Genomic DNA, 21,274 nt, shown 5'->3' with positions numbered 1-21,274 from the left:
CATTTACGCAGTAATGCGTCCACTTGAGAAAAACGATAAAAAGGTGAATCCCATGCAACAAGCGACAGTAAGTGCGCGTCCATCAGGCCGTTGGAGTCAGATGGCACTCTGGAAAAAAATTCTCATCGGTATGATCCTCGGGGTCATTGCCGGTATCACTCTGGGGCCGGATGCCGAGGTTCTGAAACCCATCGGTACCCTGTTTATCAACGCCATTAAAATGCTGATTGTGCCGCTGGTCTTCTGCTCACTGGTGGTCGGTGTTACCTCCATGCAGGATACCCGCAAGATGGGCCGGATCGGTATCAAATCCGTGGTGCTTTATCTGGGAACCACGGCGGTAGCGATCAGTATTGGTCTGGGGCTGGCGACGCTGCTGACGCCGGGTCTGGGTCTGGATATGGCGATCACAGAAGCGGCACCGGCCGCTAAAGAAGCACCGACACTGGTGCAGACGCTGCTGAACCTGATTCCGAAAAACCCGATCAGTGCACTGGCAGCGGGTAATATCCTGCAGATTATCGTGTTTGCGCTGGGGCTGGGTATTGCTCTGACCCTGTGTGGCGAAAAAGCGGAACCGGCAATCCGGGTTTTCGAAAGTCTGGCAGAAGGGATGTACAAACTGACCGAGCTGGTGATGAAGCTGGCGCCATACGGTGTGTTTGGTCTGATGGCCTGGGTATCAGGAAAATACGGTCTGGAGATTCTGATGCCGCTGATCAAAGTGATCGCGGTGGCATACATCGGCTGCCTGTTGCACGTGGTGGTGTTTTACTCCGGTCTGATCAGCATTGTTGGCCGCCTCAGCCCGGTGCGCTACCTGAAAGGCCTGATCAACCCGGCGGCGGTTGCTTTTACCACAACCAGCAGCTCCGGTACCCTGCCTGCAACCATTAAGGCTTCCCGTGAAGAGCTGGGTGTATCCAAAGGCATTTCCAGCTTCGTCCTGCCGCTGGGTGCGACCATCAATATGGATGGCACCGCGCTGTATCAGGGGGTATGTGCGCTGTTTATTGCACAGGCATTTGGTATCGATCTGGCGTTCTCTGACTACCTGCTGATTATTATGACCTCGACGCTGGCTTCCATTGGTACTGCCGGCGTACCGGGCGCGGGCCTGATCATGTTGTCGCTGGTGCTGACCACTGTTGGCCTGCCGATGGAAGGTCTGGCTATTGTTGCGGGTATTGACCGTATTCTGGATATGGCGCGAACCAGCGTGAATGTCTGCGGTGACCTGATGGTCTCGGTTCTGGTCGCCAAGAGCGAAAACGAACTGGATGAAAGTATCTACAACGCTGAAGCCACAGTGAGCGAAAAAGAAGCAGAACTGGCTTAAACAACCCCGGCAGATGCCGGAAAAGAAAAGAGTCGATTCTTTGGCTGACAGTTCGCTGTCAGCCTTTTTTTTTGCAGCGGTTTGTCAGGACGCCTTCGGCTGGCTTGGGTCTGAAGTGCTTCGTGTGCTGGTAAGGGCATATGGTTTGAAGGTTTCGCAAACTCTGGCCTGTAGGGTGCAATAGCGCAGCGTATTGCACCGATGGCTTTCCTAGCCCCTGGCCCCTGTTAAAGTGCTGCGGTAAGCGATCAGTGCCAGCAACGGGCAGGCCAGCAGGCTCAGCATGACCCATTGGCTGCCGAGCTGCAGAAGCAGCGGCGTGAGCTGTGCAATCAGGGCTCCGGTAAGAAGCTGGATAAAGCCCATCAGGCCGGAGGCGGTACTGGGCGACCCCGTTGCGCAACTGATGCCGGCAGACTGGCCGCTGGGCTGGCTGAATCCACGACCGATTGTAAACAAGGCCATCGGCAGGAACAGGGTCAGGTAGCTGATACCGCTGCTGAAGGTGGCGAGCAGCATAATCACGGCGGCCAGCGTTGAAAGGCTGTGTCCCAGCGCGATCATGCGTTGCGTGCCCAGTCTGGCTGAGAAACGTGCTGCGTTGAAACTGCCAAACATAAAACCCAGAGACACCAGCAGAAACCAGTTACCAAAATCGGCGGAGCTACCACCCAGTTCCTGATGAACGATATAGGGCGCAGAGCCAATAAACAGGTAAAACGCGCAGGCAATAAAGGTGGTGGACAGGGCGTAACCCAGATAATGGGGCGCTTGCAGCACCTGCCAGTACTGCCTGAGAATGTTATCGATCCGCAGGCTGGCGCTGCGCTGATTGGCTGTTTCCGGGATCATAAACAACACGATCAGCCAGGAAACGGTGCTCAGAAGCAGTGAGAAATGGAACAGGTACTGCCAGCCAAAATGCAGGTTGATATGTCCGCCCATGGTTGGAGCAATGGCCTGCGAGAGGGCAATTGCCAGCGTAATGTAACCTATCTTACCGGCTGCCTGATCGCGGCTGTAGCGGTCCAGCATGATGGTGCGAGCCAGTACCATTCCGGTACAGCCTCCCAGCGCCTGCAAAACCCGGGCGCAGAGCAGGGCGCTGAGGTCGCTGGCAAAGGCACCGAGAAGGCAGCCGCCAAAGTGCAGGGCGATACCAAACAGCAGCACCGGCCGGCGGCCAAAACGATCGGCCAGCGGGCCGCAGATCAGTTGTCCGACCGCCAGCGCAAACAGGTAGAGGGTCAGGCTCAGTTGCACCTCAGCCGTGGTGATCCCCAGTTGCATCGCTACATCCGGCAGGGCCGGGAGCAGAATATTCAGGGCGATCGGGCTCACCATCGACATGATGGTGAAGTAGGCGATGGGTGGCAGGGGCTTCTGCTGATCCATTAATTAGCGGGCCTGATCCAGCTCACTGATGGCGGCAATTCCGGCTTCGGCACACGCCTGATCCTGCGCTTCGCTGGCACCGGATACGCCAATCGAACCGACCAGTTCACCATTGTAGCGGATCGGCAGGCCACCCCCGAACATCACCACCCCTTCCTGCACGTTGAGGCCACTGAGCAGGTGTGGCTTTTCGGCCAGGCGGCTTTGCCAGAGGTGGGTCGCAAAGCCGAAGCTGACGGCTGTAAAGGCTTTACCCCGGGCGATCTCGGTGGAGGGCAGGGGGGCATTGTTGATCCGCTGCATCGCCAGTGGGTTGCCATGCCGGTCGAGTACCCAGGCACAGATTCGCAGATGGTGCTGGTCGGCATACTGGCAGGCAGCCGCAGCGATGGTCTGGGCGCTTTGCCAGTCAAGAGAACTATCGGTTACCAGCATGGTTACTTTTCCTCAGTGTTGTCGCAGAAACGAAAAGGGCGCCGATCCGGGCGCCCTTAGAATAGATCTAATCGGTTTACAGGCTGAACACCACGTTCACCTGACCGGTACCGGAACTCGGGAAGTATTCACCGATGATCTCGCCTTTACCTTTGTACTGATCCCAGCCCAGTGCACCGAACAGCATGGCTGTATCGTGCATACCGCCTTCGCCGGAGCAGTGCTCTGCGTAGTCTGGCAGCATCTTCAGGAAGGTATCGATCTCACCCTGCTGCCACAGGTCCAGTACGCGCAGGTCGACCTGACGGTTGAACTCTTTGGAGATGGTAAAGGTGCCGTTGTTGGCTTCGTAATCATCGTTATCCCAGATCCGGTGAGACAGGGAGCCGGAAGCCAGCAGCATCACTTTGCTGTCGCTGGCTTCGATCGCTTCACGGATCGCTTCGCCCAGTTTACGGGAAGATTCGATGCTGTGCACAGTACACCAGCCGGCTACGGAAACCACTTTCAGGTCCGCTTCCGGGTTCATATAACGCATAGGTACCAGTGTGCCGTACTCCAGATCCAGCGTCTCTACCTGATGCGACAGGGTAAACACGCCTTTTTCAGTGGCTTTCTCAGCGATCAGATCACCCAGCGCCGGGTTGCCGGTGTATTCGTATTCCAGATTCTGGATAAAGTGCGGGAACTCGTGGCTGGTGAAGGCGCCCTTGAAGTGAGCACCGGAGTTTACGTGGTAGCCTGCATTAACCAGCCAGTGGGTATCGATCACGACAACGGTATCTGCACCGGCTTCACGTGCGCGGCGAGCAATCTCTTTATGACCGTCAATGGCTTGCTGGCGGCAGCCTTCCAGGCGGCCGGGCTGTTCCGATAGCAGCATAGTGGGAACGTGTGTAATCTTAGCTGCAAGGACAATTTCTCCCATCGTAAACCTCTCTCTGGTCTTATTTTTTAATACAGATAATCCGGTCTGTCGGATACAGGAAGCAGCAGAATTATCTGTTAAGCAATTAACTTAATATGTTAATTATATTTAGGCTTAAGATAGTTGTCATGTTATCTAATGTCAACCGATTATATTGATCAGAGTCAGTATAAAACTGCGTTGGCAGGGTCGCCAGTCGGCGCAGGAGAGAATGTGGGCCCCACGTATGCGTGCGGCCCATCGGGATTTAAGGCTCGATCTCAGCGATCTCTTTGAGCATATCCATCAACTGTTGCAGGCGCTCTTCACCGTAGCGGTCGGTAAAGGTTTTATAGCGTGCCTCTACCTCGGGGCTGAGACGCTGAAACAGTTCGTTGGCTTTGTCCGACAGGCTGATGATAGTGCGGCGCTGATCCTCTTCTGACTTGCGGCGCTGCACGTAGCCCTGCTGTTCCAGGCGTTTGAGAATACCGGTCAGGCTTGGGCTGAGCAGGCAGCAGCGGTTGGCCAGTTCTTTGGATTCCATCTCTTTGTAGGCGTAGAGAGCACGCAGTACACGCCATTGCTGTTCGGTCAGTGCATTTTCATGCAGCAGTGGCCGGAAGAAGTGCATGGTGGCTTCACGGGCTTTGAGCAGTTGCAGGGGCAGGGAATCTTCAAATTTACGCATAGGGTTAATCTTATAGCAGAATTAAGGATATTCTCCCGGCTTAGAATTTTTTCTGCAAGTTTTTCAAGACTAATTACATCTAAGGGATAGTCGGGCAGGGTTGTTAATATGTTATTTTTTTAATGCCATTCGCTTTATCCCGCTTTTTTATGAAAATATTTCAGGCAGAAAAAAACCCGGACAGGCCGGGTTTTTTTGCTTTCAAAAGGATCAGTCTTCGCGACGGACGACCAGCGTCAGAATGTTATAGATCGCGACAGGCTTGTCTTCCTGATTGCGAACTTCCACATCCCAGACGACCACGCCGTTAGGCTGTTCATCTTCCGAGCGGCGATCTTTCTTGATCTTCTGCTTACAGGTCAGGCGCACCTGAATCGTGTCACCGATACCCACCGGCTCGACAAAACGCAGATTCTCCATACCGTAGTTGGCCAGAACCGGACCCGGAGATGGCTCTACGAACATGCCTGCGGCGGCAGAGATCACGAAGTAACCGTGGGCAACGCGCTTGCCGAACAGGGAGTCCTTCGCTGCGATCTCATCGAAGTGAGCGTAGAAGTGATCGCCGGAGAGGCAGCCGAAATTAACGATGTCAGCTTCGGTCACCGTGCGACGATGCGTGATCAGGGTTTCACCGATCTGCAGATCTTCAAAGTATTTACGGAACGGGTGCACATCATCTTTGATCTGCTCAGAACCCGGGTTGAACTCGTTGGTAATCGCGGTCAGGGTGGTTGGATTACCCTGAATCGCGGTGCGCTGCATGTAATGCTTAACAGCACGGATACCGCCCAGCTCTTCACCGCCACCGGCGCGACCCGGACCACCGTGTACCAGTGTTGGCAGAGGCGAACCATGGCCGGTGGATTCTTTCGCACAGGCTTCGTTCAGCACATGCAGACGACCGTGGTAAGAGGCGCAGCCCAGTACCAGATCACGTGCTTCCAGATTATCTGCAGTGACAATGGAACCGGCCAGAGAACCTTTACCCAGCTTGGCAATAGCGATCGCCTGATCGATATCGTCATACGCCATCAGCGTGGAGACCGGACCGAAGGCTTCAACACCGTGCGGTACATCGGTTTCCATCGGCTTGTCGGAGTAGAGCAGGGTGGTCGGGAAGAACGCACCGGTTTCCAGATTACCACCGACGATTTCGAAATCTTCGCTGCCACCGTGGATCAGTTCACAGCTCTGTTTCAGTTGTTCAACTTTGTCCCATACATCAGCCACCTGGCTGCGACCAACCAGCGCACCCATGCGCACGCCTTCGACAGACGGGTCACCGATCACGGTTTTGCTGAGACGGGCTTTTAGGGCATCAGCCACTGCTTCTACGCGGTTACGCGGAATGATGGCACGACGGATAGCGGTACACTTCTGACCGGCTTTGACGGTCATTTCACGGGCCACTTCTTTGACGTACAGGTCAAACTCGGCGGAGCCGGGCTCAACGGTAGCACCGAGGATCGCACAGTTGAGGGAGTCCGCTTCCATGGTGAATGGAATGGAGTTCGCAACAATATTCGGATGCGTGCGCAGCTTCTGGCCGGTGGATGCAGAACCGGTAAAGGTGACAACATCCTGCTCGTTGAGCAGGTCCAGCAGGTTGCCCACACCACCACAGATCAACTGAATCGAACCTTCCGGCAGGATACCGGAGGCGATGATCTCTTTAACCATCACTTCAGTCAGATAAGCGGAGGCGGTTGCAGGCTTCACAATCACTGGCATACCCGCGGCCAGACTCGGCGCGATCTTTTCCAGCATGCCCCAGCAAGGGAAGTTGAAGGCGTTGATATGAACCGCAACGCCCTCTTTTGGTGTCAGAATATGACGACCGATAAAGGTGCCTTCACGGGACAGAATCTGGGCATCATCTTCAACCAGAAATGTCTCGTTGGGCAGTTCGCGGCGCACCAGACTGGAGTAGGTGAACATCGTGCTGACGCCGCCTTCAATATCGATCCAGCTATCGGCACGGGTGGCACCGGTCCAGGCGGAGACGCGGTAGAAATCTTCTTTTTTTGCCATCAGGTGCTTGCCCAGCTCTTTCAGGGCATTGGCACGCTCATGGAAGGTCATTTTACGCAGGGCAGGGCCGCCCTTTTCGCGGGCAAAGCGCACCGCATCATTGAAGTCGACGCCGGTGGAGCTGACGCTGCAGACGGATTCACCGTTGATCGCGTTGAACACCTCGGTGCCGGCATCGGTACCTTCGACCCACTGGCCGTTGATGTAACTCTGTAGTTTCATGGGGGTAGTGCCTCTTAAAGATAGGTGGCCCCGGAGCGGTGCTCCGGGGCGCCGCGCGTTTTAGCGTGCGTCGAAGTCCAGAACCACTTCGTCGGAGATCGGGTGAGCCTGACAGCTCAGGACGTAACCCGCATCGATTTCGTGCTGTTCCAGGCCGTGGGAGATGTCCATGTCCACCTCACCTTTAACCAGCTTACACTTACAGGTTGAGCAGACACCGCCTTTACAGGAGTAAGGCAGGTCCATACCGTTTTCCATGCCGGCGTCGAGGATGTTCTCACCCACGGTCGCCAGATCGAACATGACAGAACGACCATCAGCAATCACGGTCACTTTCGACATTTTCTCTTCGCCGAACGCTTCTTTACGCTTGGCTGCTTTCTCCAGCATCGCTTTAGAGTCAGCAGAAGAGCTGGCGAACAGTTCGTAGTGGATATGTTCGTCAGTCAGGCCTTCCATGCGGAAGCCGCGGGAAACTTCAGACATCATCGCTTCAGGGCCACAGATGAAGGCTTCATCTACGGCTTTGATGTTGATCAGGCCGGACTTCTGCAGGGCATAGCCCTTGGCGTTGTCGATGCGGCCATTCAGCAGATCGGCACCCTGGTCTTCATAGTCCATGATGTTGATCCACTGGAAGCGATCCATGTAGCGGTTCTTAACGAAGTTCAGTTCGTCTTTGAACATGATGGTGTTGCTGCGGCGGTTACCGTAGATCAGAGTGACCTTACTTTCCGGCTCAGTAGAGAGTACCGTTTTTAGAATCGAGATCATCGGTGTGATACCGGAACCTGCGGCAATACACATGTAGTTCTTGGCGTTTTCAGGTTTAACTTCGGTGTAGAAGTTACCCTGCGGAGGCATCACCTCAACGCTCACGCCCGGCTTAAAGTTGTCGTTGGCGTAGTTAGAGAACTTACCATCTTTAACACGTTTGATACCTACCCGCAGATGACCGTCGTTAACGCCGGAGCAGATGGAGTAGGAACGACGCACGTCTTCGCCGTCGATATCAGCACGCAGGGTCAGGAACTGGCCCTGAATAAACTTAAATTTCTCTTCCAGATCTGAAGGAACCGCGAACGATACGCAGATCGCGTCGTCGGTTTCCGGCTGTACATCAGCAACCTTCAGCGTGTAGAAACTGGTGTCAGACATAGCTTCACCTTTATCTTTTAAGACCCGGGACCTGCCTAGATCTTTTTGAAATAATCAAATGGTTCGTTGCAGTCATTGCACTGGAACAGCGCCTTGCATGCAGTGGAGCCAAACTCACTTACCCGGCGGGTGTTACGGGAGCTGCAGTGCGGGCACTGCGCGTGTGCTTCCGGGGTCAGGCCATCTTCATCCAGATCTGCGTCTTCCGGTGGCGCGATGCCATAGTTACGCAGCTTGCGACGGCCCTCAGGTGACATCCACTCAGAACTCCAGGCGGGCGACAGCGAGGTTTTCACCTGTACGTCGCTGTAGCCTGCTGCATTCAGCGCCGCAGTCACATCGGTACTGATGTTGTCCATCGCCGGACAACCGGAGTAGGTCGGCGTGATGGTGACGACGATCCGTTCACCTTCACGCTGAATGTCACGCAGTATCCCCAGATCCCATATGGTCAGCACCGGGACTTCGGGGTCTTTTACCTGATCAAGCAGATCCCATAGTTCCTTTACGTCGTCAGCGTTGCGTTGCTGCAGGCGCTGGTACTGCTCTTCCGGCATCAGTGAGATTTCATTCATAACGGCTTACCACTTACAACCCGGGTAGGAGCGGTGCACGATCTGCATCTCAGTCAGCATGTGACCCAGATTCTCGGTGTGGTAACCGGTACGGCCACCACGCACAGCCCAACTGTCTTCCGGTACTGTCAGCGTCGCTTCGGCCAGAATATCGCTGACCATCTTCAGCCACGCATCGCGCAGTTTGGAAACGTCTACACCGATGCCTTCATCCGCCAGCAACTGTTCAGTTTCGTCCATATCGAACAGTTCGTGGGTGTAGCCCCAGAGCTGATCGATGGCTTTCTGAGTACGCTTGTGGCTCTCTTCGGTGCCATCGCCCAGACGCAGTACCCAGTCGCGGCTGCGACGCAGGTGGTACTTAGTCTCTTTAATCGCTTTAGCAGCGATTGCGGAGAGGGTATCGTCTTTGGACTGCAGCAGTTCAGGCAGCAGTACGGTGTAATAAACGTCAGCGAAAAGCTGGCGAACCTGAGAGTAGGCGAAGTCACCTTTCGGCATCTCCATCAGCAGCAGGTTGCGGTATTCGCGGTCGTTACGCATAAAGGCGAAATCGTCTTCGTCACGGCCATCGTTGGCCAGTTCTGCCGCGTAGGTGTAGAACATGCGGGCACGACCAATGTAATCCAGCGCTACGTTACCGTAGGCGATATCCTCTTCCAGGAAGGGACCGTAGCTCACCCACTCGGAGATGCGGTGACCCAGTACAACAGAGTCATCACCCAGTCGGGTTGCGTATTCAAGCGTTGCAGCTTTGATATCACTCATTCTCTTCACCCCACCGATTACATGTTGTTAACTGGGTCAGGCAGGACGTAGTAAGTCGCGTGACGGTATGGTTTGTCATCGCTTGGATCGTAGAAGCAATCCGCATCGTCTTCCTGCGAGGAACAGATATCGTTGGATTTAACCACCCAGATGCTCACGCCTTCGCTACGACGGGTGTAGCAGTCACGGGCATATTCCAGTGCCTGTTCGTGGTCTTCTGCGTGCAGAGAGCCAACGTGTTTGTGGTCCAGACCGCGCTTGGAGCGGACGAATACTTCGAACAGTTCCAGTTTTTCAGTAATGTTAGTCATCTCGATTACCCCTTACGCCGCATTTTGTGCTTTTTTAACTCGTTTCTTCTCGTTGTACGCGGAGATTGCATCGCGTACCCATTCGCCTTCGTCGTGAGCGGCTACATGGTGCTCAATACGCTGACGGTTGCAGTGGCCGTTGCCGTTGATCACGCTCCAGAACTCGTCCCAGTTCAGGTCGCTGCTGTCGTAGTGACCACGCTCTTCGTTCCACTTGATGTTTTTGTCCGGGTGCTCAAGACCCAGCACTTCGATCTGTTTCACTGTCTGGTCAACAAACTTCTGACGCAGGTCGTCGTTGGTTTCTCGCTTGATCTTCCACTGCATGGACTTCTGAGAGTGTGCCGATTCAGAGTCGTGCGGGCCGAACATCATCAGTGCAGGCCAGTAGAAACGGTCCAGTGCATCCTGAGCCATCGCTTTCTGCTCCGGAGAACCTTTTGCCAGTGCCAGCATCGCTTCATAGCCCTGACGCTGGTGGAAGGATTCTTCCTTACAGATACGGATCATGCCGCGGGAATATGGGCCGTAAGAGGTACGCTGCAGGGACACCTGGTTTACAATCGCTGCACCGTCAACCAGCCAGCCGATTGCGCCTACGTCGGCCCAGGTCAGGGTCGGGTAGTTGAAGATTGAGGAGTACTTCGCCTTACCGGTCTGCAGTTGCTCGATCATTTCAGAACGGGAGATACCCAGAGTTTCACAGGCGCTGTACAGGTACAGTCCGTGACCGGCTTCATCCTGCACTTTAGACAGCAGAACGGCCTTACGACGCAGGGACGGCGCGCGGGTGATCCAGTTGCCTTCCGGCTGCATTCCGATGATTTCGGAGTGTGCGTGCTGGGAGATCTGACGGATCAGGTTCTTGCGGTAGTCTTCCGGCATCCAGTCTTTAGGCTCGATCTTTTCTTCGTTTTCGATCTTGTGCCAGAACTTTTCTTCTTGAGGTGTCATGGTTATCGCCTCCACAAATTGGGTTTGCAAACTCAGCGCTTATCAGGCTGAGCCTGCATCAGCTCTTGTTTTGCCGGCGCGAAGGGCGTGCCGGCAAAGATTAAATGCAACCGCTTACTTAGGGCGGTTGTCGAATACTCGTTTAGCCTTGCCTTCGGAACGTGGCAGCGCACCAACCGGTACGATATCGATCTTGGTACTGATACCGACAACCGACTTGATATGGTGCTGCAGTTCCTTGATAACCGGTGCCTGATCGGTGCTCTGGGCTTCAGGGGTCAGTTCCACCTTCACCTGCACCATATCCAGGTTGCCGTCTTTGGTTACGATGATTTCGTAATGGGGCGCCAGCGCCGGAATCTTCAGAATCTGTTCTTCGATCTGGGTCGGGAATACGTTGACACCACGGATGATCAGCATGTCGTCGGAACGACCGGTGATCTTGTCGATACGACGCATCGGACGGGCCGTGCCCGGCAGCAGACGGGTCAGGTCGCGGGTGCGGTAACGGATCACCGGCAGCGCTTCTTTGGTCAGCGAGGTGAATACCAGCTCGCCGTATTCGCCATCCGGCAGTACTTCGCCGGTGTTCGGATCGATAATTTCCGGGTAGAAGTGGTCTTCCCAGATGGTTGGGCCGTCTTTGGTTTCGGCACACTCCATCGCGACACCCGGGCCCATCACTTCAGACAGACCGTAGATGTCGACGGCATCGATACCCAGACGGCCTTCGATGTTTTTACGCATCTCAGCGGTCCATGGTTCGGCACCGAAGATACCGATACGCAGCGCCATCTCCTGCGGGTTCAGGCCCTGACGTTCCATCTCGTCGATCAGGTTCAGCATGTAGGACGGGGTGACCATGATGATATCGGGATCGAAGTCACGCATAAGCTGGACCTGTTTCTCGGTCTGGCCACCGGACATCGGAATCACTGCACAACCCAGACGCTCAGCACCGTAGTGCGCACCCAGACCGCCGGTAAACAGGCCGTAACCGTAAGAAACGTGAACCTTATCAGTGCTGCGGCCACCGGCGGCACGGATAGAACGCGCCACCACGTCAGACCAGACGTTGATATCGTGCTGGGTGTAACCCACCACGGTTGGCTGACCGGTGGTACCGGAAGAGGCGTGAATACGCACGACCTGGCTCATAGGCACCGCGAAAGAGTCGAACGGGTAAGCGTCACGGAGGTACTGTTTAGTGGTAAACGGGAAGAGTTTCAGATCGTCCAGAGTTTTCAGGTCTGTCGGATGAACACCCTTTTCATCACACAGTGTGCGGTACGCTGCCACATTGTTGTAAGCGTGCTTCAGGCTGAACTTCATGCGGCTCAGCTGCAGGGCACGGATCTCATCAATACTGGCCGTTTCAATCGGATCGAGTGCGTTTGGATCCACTTTCATATTCATCATAGTTTTGTCCTGTCGTTAACTTTTTATAAACACCTCTGACGGGTGCTGTTGTGGCGGTTAACTCAGATATCCCGTGAGGGTTATCTATACATTCCTGGCTGCAGGAGGCGTGTCCCCACGCCGAATATCTCTCGCGCCGGGCGCTTAAACGCGCTCGATAATGATCGCGATACCCTGACCCACACCGATACACATGGTGCAGAGCGCATAACGACCGCCGGTACGATGCAACTGGTACATCGCCGTAGTGACCAGACGCGCGCCGCTGGCACCCAGTGGGTGACCCAGAGAGATGGCGCCGCCATTCGGATTTACATGTTCCGCATCATCCGGCAGACCCAGATCACGCATCACCGCCAGACCCTGAGAGGCGAAAGCTTCGTTCAGCTCAATCACATCCATCTGCTCCAGCGTCAGGCCGGTTTTCTGCAGAACTTTTTTGGTAGCCGGTGCCGGACCGAAGCCCATGATGCGTGGCTCCAGACCTGCTGTTGCCATACCAACGATACGTGCTTTAGGCGTCAGGCCATTTTTCTCAGCGGCTTCTTTAGACGCGATCAGCAGGGCGCAGGCACCATCGTTAACGCCGGAAGCGTTACCCGCGGTCACCGAACCCCCTTCGCGGAATGGCGCCTTCAACTTCGCCAGACCTTCGAGGGTAGTGGACGCACGTGGGTGCTCATCGGTATCAACCACGATCGGATCACCCTTACGCTGTGGGATCACAACCGGGCAGATCTCCTCTTTGAACAGACCTTTTTCCATGGCCACAGCGGTTTTCTGCTGGCTGCGGAACGCGAACAGATCCTGATCTTCACGGGAGATATTGAAATCTTCAGCGACGTTTTCAGCGGTTTCCGGCATGGAGTCTACGCCGTACTCAGCTTTCATCTTTTTGTTGATGAAACGCCAGCCGATGGTGGTGTCGAACAGACCATTCGGGTTACGGCTGAATGCCGATTCCGCTTTACCCATAACGAAAGGTGCGCGGGACATGGATTCACAGCCACCGGCGATCATCAGTTCCGTTTCACCGGCTTTAATCGCCCGTGCTGCCATACCGATCGCATCGATACCGGAACCGCACAGACGGTTAACGGTAGTGCCGGGTACGGAGGTAGGCAGACCGGCCAGCAGAGTCGCCATGCGCGCCACGTTGCGGTTGTCTTCACCGGCCTGATTGGCGTTACCGTAGATCACGTCTTCCACGCTGGCCCAGTCAACCTGAGGGTTACGCTCCATCAGCGCTTTCAGCGGGACGGCACCCAGATCATCGGCACGTACAGGGGAGAGGGCTCCGCCATAACGGCCAAACGGGGTACGGATCGCATCGCAGATATATGCATCAGTCATTGTCAGTTACCTTCCTTCCGGTAGTTCAGTGCCGGGAATAACGACACCACGAATTCGGTGTGAACGACCGCGGAACATTGCGATCAGTTCGCCTTTCTGATTTTCAACCCGGACGTCATAAACGCCGGTACGACCACGCTGGTGAGATTTACTCGCCTTCGCGGTGAGCAGATCGCCTCTGTGGCCCGGGCTGATGTAATCGATGGTCACGCCCGCCGCAACGGTCGGGTAGTTCTCTGTGTTACAGGAGAAAGCAAAGGCGCTGTCTGCCAGTGAGAAGATCATGCCGCCGTGACAGGTGTTGTGACCGTTAGTCATCCAGTCCTGTACCGGCATGGTCAGCTCGGCATAACCGGGCGCCACTTTGATGATCTCCATCTTCAGCTCGCGGGTGAGCGGATCATCGGCCAGCAGGGCATCGCGGCAGGCTTCAGCCAGTTGCTGTGGATCATTCAGATCATATTTTTCTGCGTAGTTGGTCTGCTCAGCCATGGAAGGTCGCTCCGGAAAAGAATTTACGACGCAGCAGCGCGGAAGGGCGGTAACGGTCTTCGCCGTAGCTTTGCTGCAGGTTGCTCAGGCAGGTAAAGATGTGCGCAACACCGACCTGATCGGCCCAGGCCAGCGGGCCCTGTGGGTAGTTCACACCGCCACGCATGGCAACGTCAGCATCGGCAGCGGTGCAGACGCCCTGATTCACGGCATCTGCGGCTTCATTAGCCAGCATCGCAACGGTACGCATCACCACCAGTCCCGGAATATCGTCTACAACACTGAGGGCGATCTCCAGCGCGGCGAACAGGCCGATGACGTCCTGTCTGGCTTCTTCGCTGCACTGATCGGCAAAGGCGACAGCCAGCGCGCTGGCCGTGGCATAATCCAGTGCCAGATCGAACAGTGCGGTGTTGGCATTACCCTGAGCTGCGACTTCGGTCGCAAAACGACCGTCAGTCAGGCAGAGGCGGGCGCTGCCTACTTTGATATAGGATTCAGTTTCAGAGGCCTGTTTCTCAACGTTCAGGCCTTTTGCTTCCATACGCTCAACCAGCGCATTGGCCACACCCTGATCACCGACGACCAGAATCTGCTCAGGGGTATTTCCGCCAGTGGTGACAGCCGCAGCCGGTTTCTCGGCACCCTCAGCGTAGTTGTAGAAGCCGTGACCGCTCTTACGGCCCAGACGACCGCACTCAACCAGCGCTTTCTGAGTCAGTGAAGGCAGGAAGCGCGGGTCCTGATAGTAAGCGTCGAATACGGAACAGGTCACGGCGTAGTTCACATCGTGGCCGATCAGGTCCATCAGTTCGAACGGCCCCATGCGGAAGTTGCCTGCGCCTTTCAGCAACTGATCCAGCGTAGCAATATCGGCTGCGCCTTCTTCAAAGATACGCAGAGATTCAGCATAAAAAGGGCGGGCTACGCGGTTTACGATAAAGCCCGGTGTGGACTTGGTGTAAACCGCCTGTTTGCCCCAGGCAGTCGCGGTGGCGTGAGTCAGATCTGCGATCTCCTGAGACGTTGCCAGACCGGAAACGATCTCAACCAGCTTCATCACCGGAGCCGGGTTGAAGAAGTGCATACCGACCAGACGCTCCGGGTGCTGCATCTCAGCGCCCAGTGCTGTCACGGAGATAGAGGAGGTGTTGGTTGCCAGAATCGCATCAGCCGCGCAGGTTGCTTCCAGATCGGCCAGCAGACCGCGCTTGATTTTCAGATCTTCGATGATCGCTTCGATGACCAGACTGGCATCGGCCAGCGCAGCGATTTCGGAGGCCGGCGTGATATTCGCCAGCAGGGCGTCCAGCGCTTCCTGAGTCATCTTGCCACGGGAAACCTGACGTTCCAGACCGGATTTAATCTGGTTGATGCCGCGTTCAATCGCTTCCGGGTTCATATCGAACAGAATAACCGGGTGGCCATAGGCCGCAGCAACCTGAGCGATACCTGCACCCATGGTGCCGGCACCGATCACCGCAACCTGAGCGCTTTTGTCCAGAGGTGAAACAGTATTAGTCATAGGGCGCTCACTTACCTTTAAATTCAGGGGCACGTTTTTCCATAAAGGCAGCTACACCTTCACGGTAGTCGTCAGTACGACCGGCCAGACGCTGCAGGTCGCGTTCCAGATCCAGTTGCTCATCCAGCGTATTGGTATTGGCAGCGTTCACGGCACGCAGTGTCAGATCGAAACCTTTGGTTGGCTGCTTGGCGAGCTTCTTCGCCATGCCCATGACTTCATCCATCAGCGCTTCGTCGTCAACGCACTTCCAGATCATGCCCCAGGCTTCAGCCTGCTCGGCGGAAACTTTCTCGCTCAGCAGCATCAGCGCTTTGGCACGGGCAGTACCCACCAGACGTGGCAGGGTCCAGGTGCCGCCGGAATCAGGTACCAGACCGATCTTGCTGAAGCCCTGAATAAAGCTGGCGGAGCGTGCGGCAACCACAATGTCGCAGACCAGCGCCAGATTGGCACCGGCACCGGCGGCTACGCCATTAACCGCGCAGATAACCGGCATCGGCAGATCACGCAGGGTACGTACCAGCGGGTTGTAGTTCTTCTCAACGGAGAGGCCCAGATCGGGCATCTCAGCATCGGCTGCGACATTACGGTCGCTCAGGTCCTGGCCGGCACAAAAACCGCGGCCATTACCGGTAAGTACCAGACAGCGTACGCTTTCATCTTTCTTGATCGCTTTAATCGCCTGACGTACCTCTTCGTGCATATCAGCGTTAAAGCTGTTCAGACGATCCGGACGATTCAGGGCCAGCAGTGCTACCCCATCTTCAATTGACAGGCTGACAGTTTCGAAATTCATGCTTAGCATCCTTTGAAAGCGGGTTTACGTTTTTCGATAAAAGCGTTGATACCTTCATTGCGGTCTTCAGTGGCCGCCAGCAGAGTGAACGCCTTGCGCTCATAGAGCAGGCCGGATGCCAGATCAGTATCGAATGCTTTTAGAACGGAATCTTTTGCCATCTCCACCGCGATGGGGGCATGGCGGGCAATCTGTCGGGCGACCTTCTGGGCGCGCTCAACGGTTGCTTCAGGAATCGTGATTTCAGAGATCAGGCCAAAGCCCATCGCCTGTTGTGCAGAGATCGGCTCGCCGGTCAGGACCATCTGCATCGCCATGGACTTGCCAACAGCGCGCAGCAGACGCTGAGTACCGCCAGCGCCCGGCATGATGCCGAGTTTGATCTCCGGCTGGCCGAATTTAGCCTCTTCACCGGCAATGATGATATCGGCGTGCATGGCCAGCTCGCAGCCGCCACCCAGACAGAAACCGTTTACGGCGGCGATCAGAGGTTTTTTGAACGCGGTGATGCGTTTCCAGTGATCAACACGGGGGTCGCGCAGGACGCCTACGGCATCGAGTGTTGCCATCTCCCGGACATCGGCGCCGGCAGCAAAGGCTTTGCCGGAGCCGGTGATGACCACTGCGCCGACTTCAGGGTTTGCCTGAGTCTCCTGCAGCAGGTCAGCCAGCTCTTCCAGCAGTTTGGTATTCAGGGCATTAAGGGCTTCAGGGCGGTGCAGGGTGATAGTCAGTACGCCATTGGCTGGCTCGCTGACCTTAAGGGTAGTCAGAGTACTCATGCATTATCCTGTCATTTGCTTAATATGTTAACGAGTACCTTCTCTTAGCGCGGAGTACTCTGTTTTGGCCTGGTTTGACTGTGCTTTTGAGTGGTTCGAAAAGTCACTGCAAACATTGATACCGGTCAATATATGGATAGTAAAATGCAAAGTGATGCACTTTGTCAAACTTATGCTGCTTTTTTTGTGTCACTTCTGCATTTGCTCCATATCCTGCTGATATATGTATTAAGGTGTTGAAATATATTGAAATTATTCTGTTATTCCGAGCCTGAAATGAAACCGCTGGTCTGGATGTTGTTTGATCAATTAGTCGAATTATAGACCAGAATTATCGCTTTAGATGTGTCGACTCGGGCGGTAGTAATTTTTTGTAACTTATTGAAAAATAATGATAAATAATTTTTTCCTTGATGCTGGTCAATATCCTCGGTTATAGTTTGATCAGTATTGAGATACGCAAAATTAATTTTTTTGTGGTTTTTTGAATCACAATGTAATGATTTATTACAAATGCAGGTAGACCGATGGTAGTCGTGGATCAGCTCTGGCAGAAACATCAGCCCCTTCTTCAACAGGCTTGTGCCGCTCTTCAGGCGCGCGGGCACTGGACGCCTTATCCGGAAATCCCCAGTGGCAAGCTTTATGGTGCCAGTGCCAGAGAGGAGGGCGAAGCGGCCTATCAGGCGCTACCCGGCAGCCATTTCTCGCTGCTGGGGCCTGCGCCGCAGGGGGTAGATGGCGTTGAGGTATCACCCTACACAGGGTCGCTGGGTATCAGTTATGACCTGTATGCCGCTGAAGATCTGGTGGATGTAGCGAAGCAGGGGATGCCTGCCTGGCGTGATGCCGGTCCGCAGCAGCGGGCCGCCGTTTGTCTTGAAATTCTGGAGCGTCTGAATAAGCGCAGTTTCGAGATAGGCCATGCGACGATGCATACCACCGGGCAGGGTTTTGCCATGGCGTTTCAGGCGGGTGGCCCCCACGCACAGGATCGGGGGCTGGAAGCGGTCGCGGCGGCCTGGCAGGCCATGTCTGTGGTTCCTGCGACTTCGCACTGGCACAAACCTCAGGGTAAGCATGACCCGCTGGTCATGGATAAGCGCTACCATATTGTGCCGCGCGGTGTCGCGCTGGTGGTGGCCTGTTCGACCTTCCCTACCTGGAACACATATCCGGGCGTCTTTGCCAGTCTGGTGACCGGCAATCCTGTGATTATCAAACCTCATGCTCAGGCGGTACTGCCGGTGGCGATTACCGTTCAGGTCTGTCAGCAGGTGCTTGCCGAGGCGGGATTTGATCCGCGTCTGGTGACGATGGCGGCTGAGGGCGCTGAAGTGGGGATCGCGCAGACTCTGGCGACTCACCCGGATGTTAAGCTGATCGATTACACCGGCGGAAATGCGTTTGGTGACTGGCTCAGCGAACACGCAACACAGGCGCGTCTGTATAAAGAGCAGGCCGGGGTGAATACGGTGCTGATCGACAGTGTTGCCAGTATGAAGCGCACGGCGCAGAATCTGGCATTTTCTGTCAGCCTTTATTCCGGCCAGATGTGTACCACGCCGCAGGCAATACTGATTCCGCGATCCGGTGTGTCGACTGATGAGGGTACCCTCAGCTATGAACAGGTTTGTGAATACCTCTGTAACACGGTGCGTAAATTCCTTTCCGATCCGGAACGTGCGGCGGGGGTACTGGGGGCGATCCCTAACCCGGCGACTATACAGCGTCTGCAGCAGGCCAGCGCTCTGGGTAAGGTGCTGTTGGCATCTGAGGCTCACGGGATTCCCGGTTATGAGGGCGCGCTGTATCGCACGCCACTGATACTGTCGGTGGAGGGGCATGATCCGGTCTGGCAGCAGGAGCAGTTCGGGCCTGTTTCCTTCCTGGTTGCGGTTGAGGACAGTCAGGAGGGGCTGGCGCTGATTGCCGAAACGGTGGCGAGTAAAGGGGCCATCACGCTCGGTGTGTATTCAACCGATGAGGCGCTGCTTGATCAGGCGGAAGCCGTGGCGGTTGAGCAGGGTGTGGCGCTTTCGTGTAATCTCGATGGCGCTGTGTTTGTGAATCAGGCGGCGGCCTTCAGTGATTTTCATGCCACCGGCAATAACCCGGCAGCCAACGCCTCCCTGACCGATCCGGCCTTTGTCGCCGGACGTTTTGCTGTTGTACAGAGCCGTCGCCATGTGGCTGCCAGAGAAGAATAAAAAGGAGTATTGAGCATGCAGGTATACAGTATTGATGGCATCACCCCGGTGGTCGATCCGACCGCCTATGTGCATCCCAGCGCCATTCTGATTGGTGATGTGATTATCGGCCCCGGTTGTTATGTGGGCCCGGCCGCTTCTTTACGTGGTGATTTTGGTCGCCTGATTCTGGAAGAGGGGGCTAATGTGCAGGATACCTGCGTGCTGCATGGTTTTCCGGGCACCGATACGGTAGTCGAGAAGGATGGTCATATTGGTCATGGCGCGGTGCTCCATGGTTGCCGGATCGGCCGTAACGCACTCGTGGGTATGAATGCGGTGGTGATGGACGGCGCTGAGATAGGTGCGGAGTCGATTGTGGCGGCCTGTGCTTTTGTAAAAGCGGCTTTTAAGTGTGACCCCCGCAGTATGGTGGTGGGCTCGCCGGCGAAAGTGATTCGGGAAGTCAGCGACAAAGAAGTGGCCTGGAAGAGTGCCGGAACCGCGACCTATCAGGATCTCACCCGCCGTTGCCAGAGCACGATGCAACAGGTTGAACCGCTGACAGAGGTGGAGCCGGATCGCCCGCGGATGGATGTAGGTCAGGTGAAACCGAAGTATCAGTCTTAAATGCCAGACCGCTTTGCTTGTCAGGACCCCTTCGGCTGGCTAGGGATCAGAACGCTTCGCTTGTCAGGACGCCTTCGGCTGGCTAGGGACTAGAACGCTTCGCTGCTGGGAAGAGCTAGCTGTGTGAAGGTCGTTCAATCAGGCTGTTAGCCCCGGCCCGTAGGGTGCAATAGCGAAGCGTATTGCACCGAGCGTATTGCACCAAACTTATTGCACCAAACTTATTGCACCAAACTTATTCCATCTGGCGTATTCCATCGCGCCTCTGTATTGCCAATTAATTCGCATGAAGATCGCATAAAAAAACGGAGCCTGTGGCTCCGTTTTTCAGTTAAGGCCGCCGTAGCGGTTATAGAATTTGCTGTTCGGTGGTGGCAGCGGCCCTTCAGCGGTTTCCAGTACATCATCCATATGGGCTTCGGCCCCTTGCCAGACGCGCTGGTAGATGTTGCTGCACAATTGCCGGGCTGCGCTGCCGGCCCAGTCGCCGGGGAGCAGTTCATCCGGTAACTCCGGGTCACGCAGAATAATACGGCGGTATTCGTGAATCAGCAGGGTGCGGATCTGGAAACACTGCTCCGGTGTGGGGGTGCCTTTCTCTTTGATGTGGTTCCAGATGGGGCGGAACTTGTCGAGGAAGCTCTGGTAGTTCTGAGCCAGCTTTGGCAGGTTCCATGATTCGCGGGTCTGCAGGCGCAGGGCGCGGGTGGCCTGAGAGCCTTCACCCATATCTTCCAGAATAATCACATCGTTCTGGTAGTTGAACTCCTGCAAGACCGATTGCAGTTCGGTTTTCTGCATCTGCGGGTGCAGCAATACCGTGGGTGCCAGCGTACCGAAGCCATGCCATTCCAGCTCCTGACGCAGTTTCTGGCGTTCATCCTGTTCCAGTTGACTGAGGATCGCCATCAGCCAGCGGCCATCCCATTCCGGATTGTGTTCGGCGTAAACCCGTTCAAAGGCTTTCTGGAAGCGTCGGATGCCGGGGCCGGTGAGGCTGTAATAGCTACGCCGGCCGACTTGCTCTGCAACCAGCCAGTTTTCCTTGGCGAGCCGGAAAACCGAGGTGCGTACCAGACGCTGATTCAGGCCCAGTGGTTCCAGCAGATTGATCAGGCTGCCCAGCCAGACGGTGCCGCCACGGGGCGCAATCGCATCACCGTAGACCGTAATGATCAGCGAACCCGCGCGAATCGGGCGCCGGTTACGAAAATTTTCTACCAGTGTTTCAAGGGCGGGGAAAGCGGGCATGTGACTCCAATTTACACTCAGGGTTACTCGCTGGTTTACGGTTGC

General features: G+C 55.5%; 20 protein-coding genes. 3 read left to right on the top strand and 17 right to left on the bottom strand.

Features of this window, described 5'->3' with window-relative positions; all coding sequences use genetic code 11:
* Positions 1–52: 52 nt before the first annotated feature.
* On the top strand, positions 53–1,339 hold the full coding sequence (locus QUD59_RS01995; RefSeq protein ID WP_286239255.1) for a dicarboxylate/amino acid:cation symporter: 1,287 nt from the start codon (positions 53–55) through the stop codon (positions 1,337–1,339).
* 210 nt (positions 1,340–1,549) lie between these two features.
* Here the strand turns inward: QUD59_RS01995 and QUD59_RS01990 are convergent, their stop codons facing one another.
* The 16 genes from QUD59_RS01990 to paaF form a co-directional block, all read right to left on the bottom strand.
* Positions 1,550–2,734 (bottom strand): multidrug effflux MFS transporter, encoded by a 1,185-nt coding sequence (locus QUD59_RS01990; RefSeq protein WP_286239254.1) that lies wholly within the window; start codon positions 2,732–2,734, stop codon positions 1,550–1,552.
* A gap of 3 nt (positions 2,735–2,737) precedes the next feature.
* Positions 2,738–3,169, bottom strand: coding sequence for a GlcG/HbpS family heme-binding protein (locus tag QUD59_RS01985; RefSeq protein ID WP_286239253.1), 432 nt, complete (start codon positions 3,167–3,169; stop codon positions 2,738–2,740).
* A 76-nt stretch (positions 3,170–3,245) separates the two neighbouring features.
* Positions 3,246–4,097, bottom strand: a complete 852-nt coding sequence (hpaD, locus tag QUD59_RS01980; RefSeq protein WP_286239252.1) for a 3,4-dihydroxyphenylacetate 2,3-dioxygenase — start codon at positions 4,095–4,097, stop codon at positions 3,246–3,248.
* Between the two features lie 247 nt (positions 4,098–4,344).
* Positions 4,345–4,767, bottom strand: a complete 423-nt coding sequence (hpaR, locus tag QUD59_RS01975) for a homoprotocatechuate degradation operon regulator HpaR (protein ID WP_286239251.1) — start codon at positions 4,765–4,767, stop codon at positions 4,345–4,347.
* A 210-nt stretch (positions 4,768–4,977) separates the two neighbouring features.
* Positions 4,978–7,023, bottom strand: coding sequence for a phenylacetic acid degradation bifunctional protein PaaZ (gene paaZ, locus QUD59_RS01970; RefSeq protein WP_286239250.1), 2,046 nt, complete (start codon positions 7,021–7,023; stop codon positions 4,978–4,980).
* 60 nt (positions 7,024–7,083) lie between these two features.
* Positions 7,084–8,181 (bottom strand): 1,2-phenylacetyl-CoA epoxidase subunit PaaE, encoded by a 1,098-nt coding sequence (gene paaE, locus QUD59_RS01965; RefSeq protein WP_286239249.1) that lies wholly within the window; start codon positions 8,179–8,181, stop codon positions 7,084–7,086.
* 35 nt (positions 8,182–8,216) lie between these two features.
* The gene (gene paaD, locus QUD59_RS01960; protein WP_286239247.1) at positions 8,217–8,756 is read right to left on the bottom strand and encodes a 1,2-phenylacetyl-CoA epoxidase subunit PaaD; all 540 of its coding nucleotides are present in this window, start codon (positions 8,754–8,756) and stop codon (positions 8,217–8,219) included.
* A 6-nt stretch (positions 8,757–8,762) separates the two neighbouring features.
* Positions 8,763–9,524, bottom strand: a complete 762-nt coding sequence (gene paaC, locus QUD59_RS01955; RefSeq protein WP_286239245.1) for a 1,2-phenylacetyl-CoA epoxidase subunit PaaC — start codon at positions 9,522–9,524, stop codon at positions 8,763–8,765.
* Between the two features lie 17 nt (positions 9,525–9,541).
* The gene (gene paaB / locus QUD59_RS01950; RefSeq protein ID WP_286239244.1) at positions 9,542–9,835 is read right to left on the bottom strand and encodes a 1,2-phenylacetyl-CoA epoxidase subunit PaaB; all 294 of its coding nucleotides are present in this window, start codon (positions 9,833–9,835) and stop codon (positions 9,542–9,544) included.
* A 12-nt stretch (positions 9,836–9,847) separates the two neighbouring features.
* Positions 9,848–10,789 (bottom strand): 1,2-phenylacetyl-CoA epoxidase subunit PaaA, encoded by a 942-nt coding sequence (gene paaA / locus QUD59_RS01945; protein ID WP_286239243.1) that lies wholly within the window; start codon positions 10,787–10,789, stop codon positions 9,848–9,850.
* A 114-nt stretch (positions 10,790–10,903) separates the two neighbouring features.
* Positions 10,904–12,208, bottom strand: coding sequence for a phenylacetate--CoA ligase PaaK (paaK, locus tag QUD59_RS01940; RefSeq protein ID WP_434025500.1), 1,305 nt, complete (start codon positions 12,206–12,208; stop codon positions 10,904–10,906).
* Positions 12,209–12,352: 144 nt separating this feature from the next.
* Positions 12,353–13,561, bottom strand: coding sequence for a 3-oxoadipyl-CoA thiolase (gene pcaF, locus QUD59_RS01935; RefSeq protein ID WP_286239242.1), 1,209 nt, complete (start codon positions 13,559–13,561; stop codon positions 12,353–12,355).
* A gap of 6 nt (positions 13,562–13,567) precedes the next feature.
* Positions 13,568–14,053 (bottom strand): hydroxyphenylacetyl-CoA thioesterase PaaI, encoded by a 486-nt coding sequence (gene paaI, locus QUD59_RS01930; RefSeq protein WP_286239241.1) that lies wholly within the window; start codon positions 14,051–14,053, stop codon positions 13,568–13,570.
* The gene (gene paaH / locus QUD59_RS01925; RefSeq protein ID WP_286239239.1) at positions 14,046–15,578 is read right to left on the bottom strand and encodes a 3-hydroxyacyl-CoA dehydrogenase PaaH; all 1,533 of its coding nucleotides are present in this window, start codon (positions 15,576–15,578) and stop codon (positions 14,046–14,048) included. The genes paaI and paaH overlap by 8 nt, the downstream gene beginning before the upstream one ends.
* A 7-nt stretch (positions 15,579–15,585) precedes the next feature.
* A complete protein-coding gene (gene paaG, locus QUD59_RS01920; RefSeq protein WP_286239238.1) occupies positions 15,586–16,377 on the bottom strand; it encodes a 2-(1,2-epoxy-1,2-dihydrophenyl)acetyl-CoA isomerase PaaG in 792 nt (263 codons plus the stop codon).
* A 2-nt stretch (positions 16,378–16,379) separates the two neighbouring features.
* Positions 16,380–17,159 (bottom strand): 2,3-dehydroadipyl-CoA hydratase PaaF, encoded by a 780-nt coding sequence (gene paaF, locus QUD59_RS01915; RefSeq protein ID WP_286239237.1) that lies wholly within the window; start codon positions 17,157–17,159, stop codon positions 16,380–16,382.
* A gap of 527 nt (positions 17,160–17,686) precedes the next feature.
* Here paaF and paaN point away from each other — a divergent pair.
* Positions 17,687–19,369: a phenylacetic acid degradation protein PaaN gene (paaN, locus tag QUD59_RS01910; RefSeq protein WP_286239236.1), complete on the top strand. Its 1,683-nt coding sequence runs from the start codon at positions 17,687–17,689 to the stop codon at positions 19,367–19,369.
* A gap of 15 nt (positions 19,370–19,384) precedes the next feature.
* On the top strand, positions 19,385–19,978 hold the full coding sequence (paaY, locus tag QUD59_RS01905; protein WP_286239234.1) for a phenylacetic acid degradation protein PaaY: 594 nt from the start codon (positions 19,385–19,387) through the stop codon (positions 19,976–19,978).
* Positions 19,979–20,305: 327 nt separating this feature from the next.
* Here paaY and paaX read toward each other — a convergent pair whose 3' ends face one another.
* Positions 20,306–21,229 carry a phenylacetic acid degradation operon negative regulatory protein PaaX gene (paaX, locus tag QUD59_RS01900; protein WP_286239232.1) on the bottom strand — a complete coding sequence of 308 codons (924 nt, stop codon included), beginning with the start codon at positions 21,227–21,229 and terminating at the stop codon, positions 20,306–20,308.
* Positions 21,230–21,274: the final 45 nt, after the last annotated feature.

The sequence above is a fragment of the Neptuniibacter halophilus genome, assembly GCF_030295765.1.
Taxonomy (GTDB): Bacteria; Pseudomonadota; Gammaproteobacteria; order Pseudomonadales; family Balneatricaceae; genus Neptuniibacter; species Neptuniibacter halophilus.
The sequence above is the reverse complement of the archived record's forward strand: the minus strand, read 5'-3'. Positions and strand labels throughout refer to the sequence as shown.

Coding starts and splice junctions, on each gene's coding strand:
- paaN (WP_286239236.1), top strand. CDS start 17,687: ATGGTAGTCGTGGATCAGCTCTGGCAGAAACATCAGCCCCTTCTTCAA.
- paaH (WP_286239239.1), bottom strand. CDS start 15,578: ATGACTAATACTGTTTCACCTCTGGACAAAAGCGCTCAGGTTGCGGTG.
- paaI (WP_286239241.1), bottom strand. CDS start 14,053: ATGGCTGAGCAGACCAACTACGCAGAAAAATATGATCTGAATGATCCA.
- paaX (WP_286239232.1), bottom strand. CDS start 21,229: ATGCCCGCTTTCCCCGCCCTTGAAACACTGGTAGAAAATTTTCGTAAC.
- paaK (WP_434025500.1), bottom strand. CDS start 12,208: ATGATGAATATGAAAGTGGATCCAAACGCACTCGATCCGATTGAAACG.
- paaC (WP_286239245.1), bottom strand. CDS start 9,524: ATGAGTGATATCAAAGCTGCAACGCTTGAATACGCAACCCGACTGGGT.
- pcaF (WP_286239242.1), bottom strand. CDS start 13,561: ATGACTGATGCATATATCTGCGATGCGATCCGTACCCCGTTTGGCCGT.
- paaY (WP_286239234.1), top strand. CDS start 19,385: ATGCAGGTATACAGTATTGATGGCATCACCCCGGTGGTCGATCCGACC.
- hpaR (WP_286239251.1), bottom strand. CDS start 4,767: ATGCGTAAATTTGAAGATTCCCTGCCCCTGCAACTGCTCAAAGCCCGT.
- paaG (WP_286239238.1), bottom strand. CDS start 16,377: ATGAATTTCGAAACTGTCAGCCTGTCAATTGAAGATGGGGTAGCACTG.
- paaB (WP_286239244.1), bottom strand. CDS start 9,835: ATGACTAACATTACTGAAAAACTGGAACTGTTCGAAGTATTCGTCCGC.
- QUD59_RS01985 (WP_286239253.1), bottom strand. CDS start 3,169: ATGCTGGTAACCGATAGTTCTCTTGACTGGCAAAGCGCCCAGACCATC.
- paaF (WP_286239237.1), bottom strand. CDS start 17,159: ATGAGTACTCTGACTACCCTTAAGGTCAGCGAGCCAGCCAATGGCGTA.
- QUD59_RS01990 (WP_286239254.1), bottom strand. CDS start 2,734: ATGGATCAGCAGAAGCCCCTGCCACCCATCGCCTACTTCACCATCATG.
- paaZ (WP_286239250.1), bottom strand. CDS start 7,023: ATGAAACTACAGAGTTACATCAACGGCCAGTGGGTCGAAGGTACCGAT.
- paaD (WP_286239247.1), bottom strand. CDS start 8,756: ATGAATGAAATCTCACTGATGCCGGAAGAGCAGTACCAGCGCCTGCAG.
- paaE (WP_286239249.1), bottom strand. CDS start 8,181: ATGTCTGACACCAGTTTCTACACGCTGAAGGTTGCTGATGTACAGCCG.
- QUD59_RS01995 (WP_286239255.1), top strand. CDS start 53: ATGCAACAAGCGACAGTAAGTGCGCGTCCATCAGGCCGTTGGAGTCAG.
- paaA (WP_286239243.1), bottom strand. CDS start 10,789: ATGACACCTCAAGAAGAAAAGTTCTGGCACAAGATCGAAAACGAAGAA.
- hpaD (WP_286239252.1), bottom strand. CDS start 4,097: ATGGGAGAAATTGTCCTTGCAGCTAAGATTACACACGTTCCCACTATG.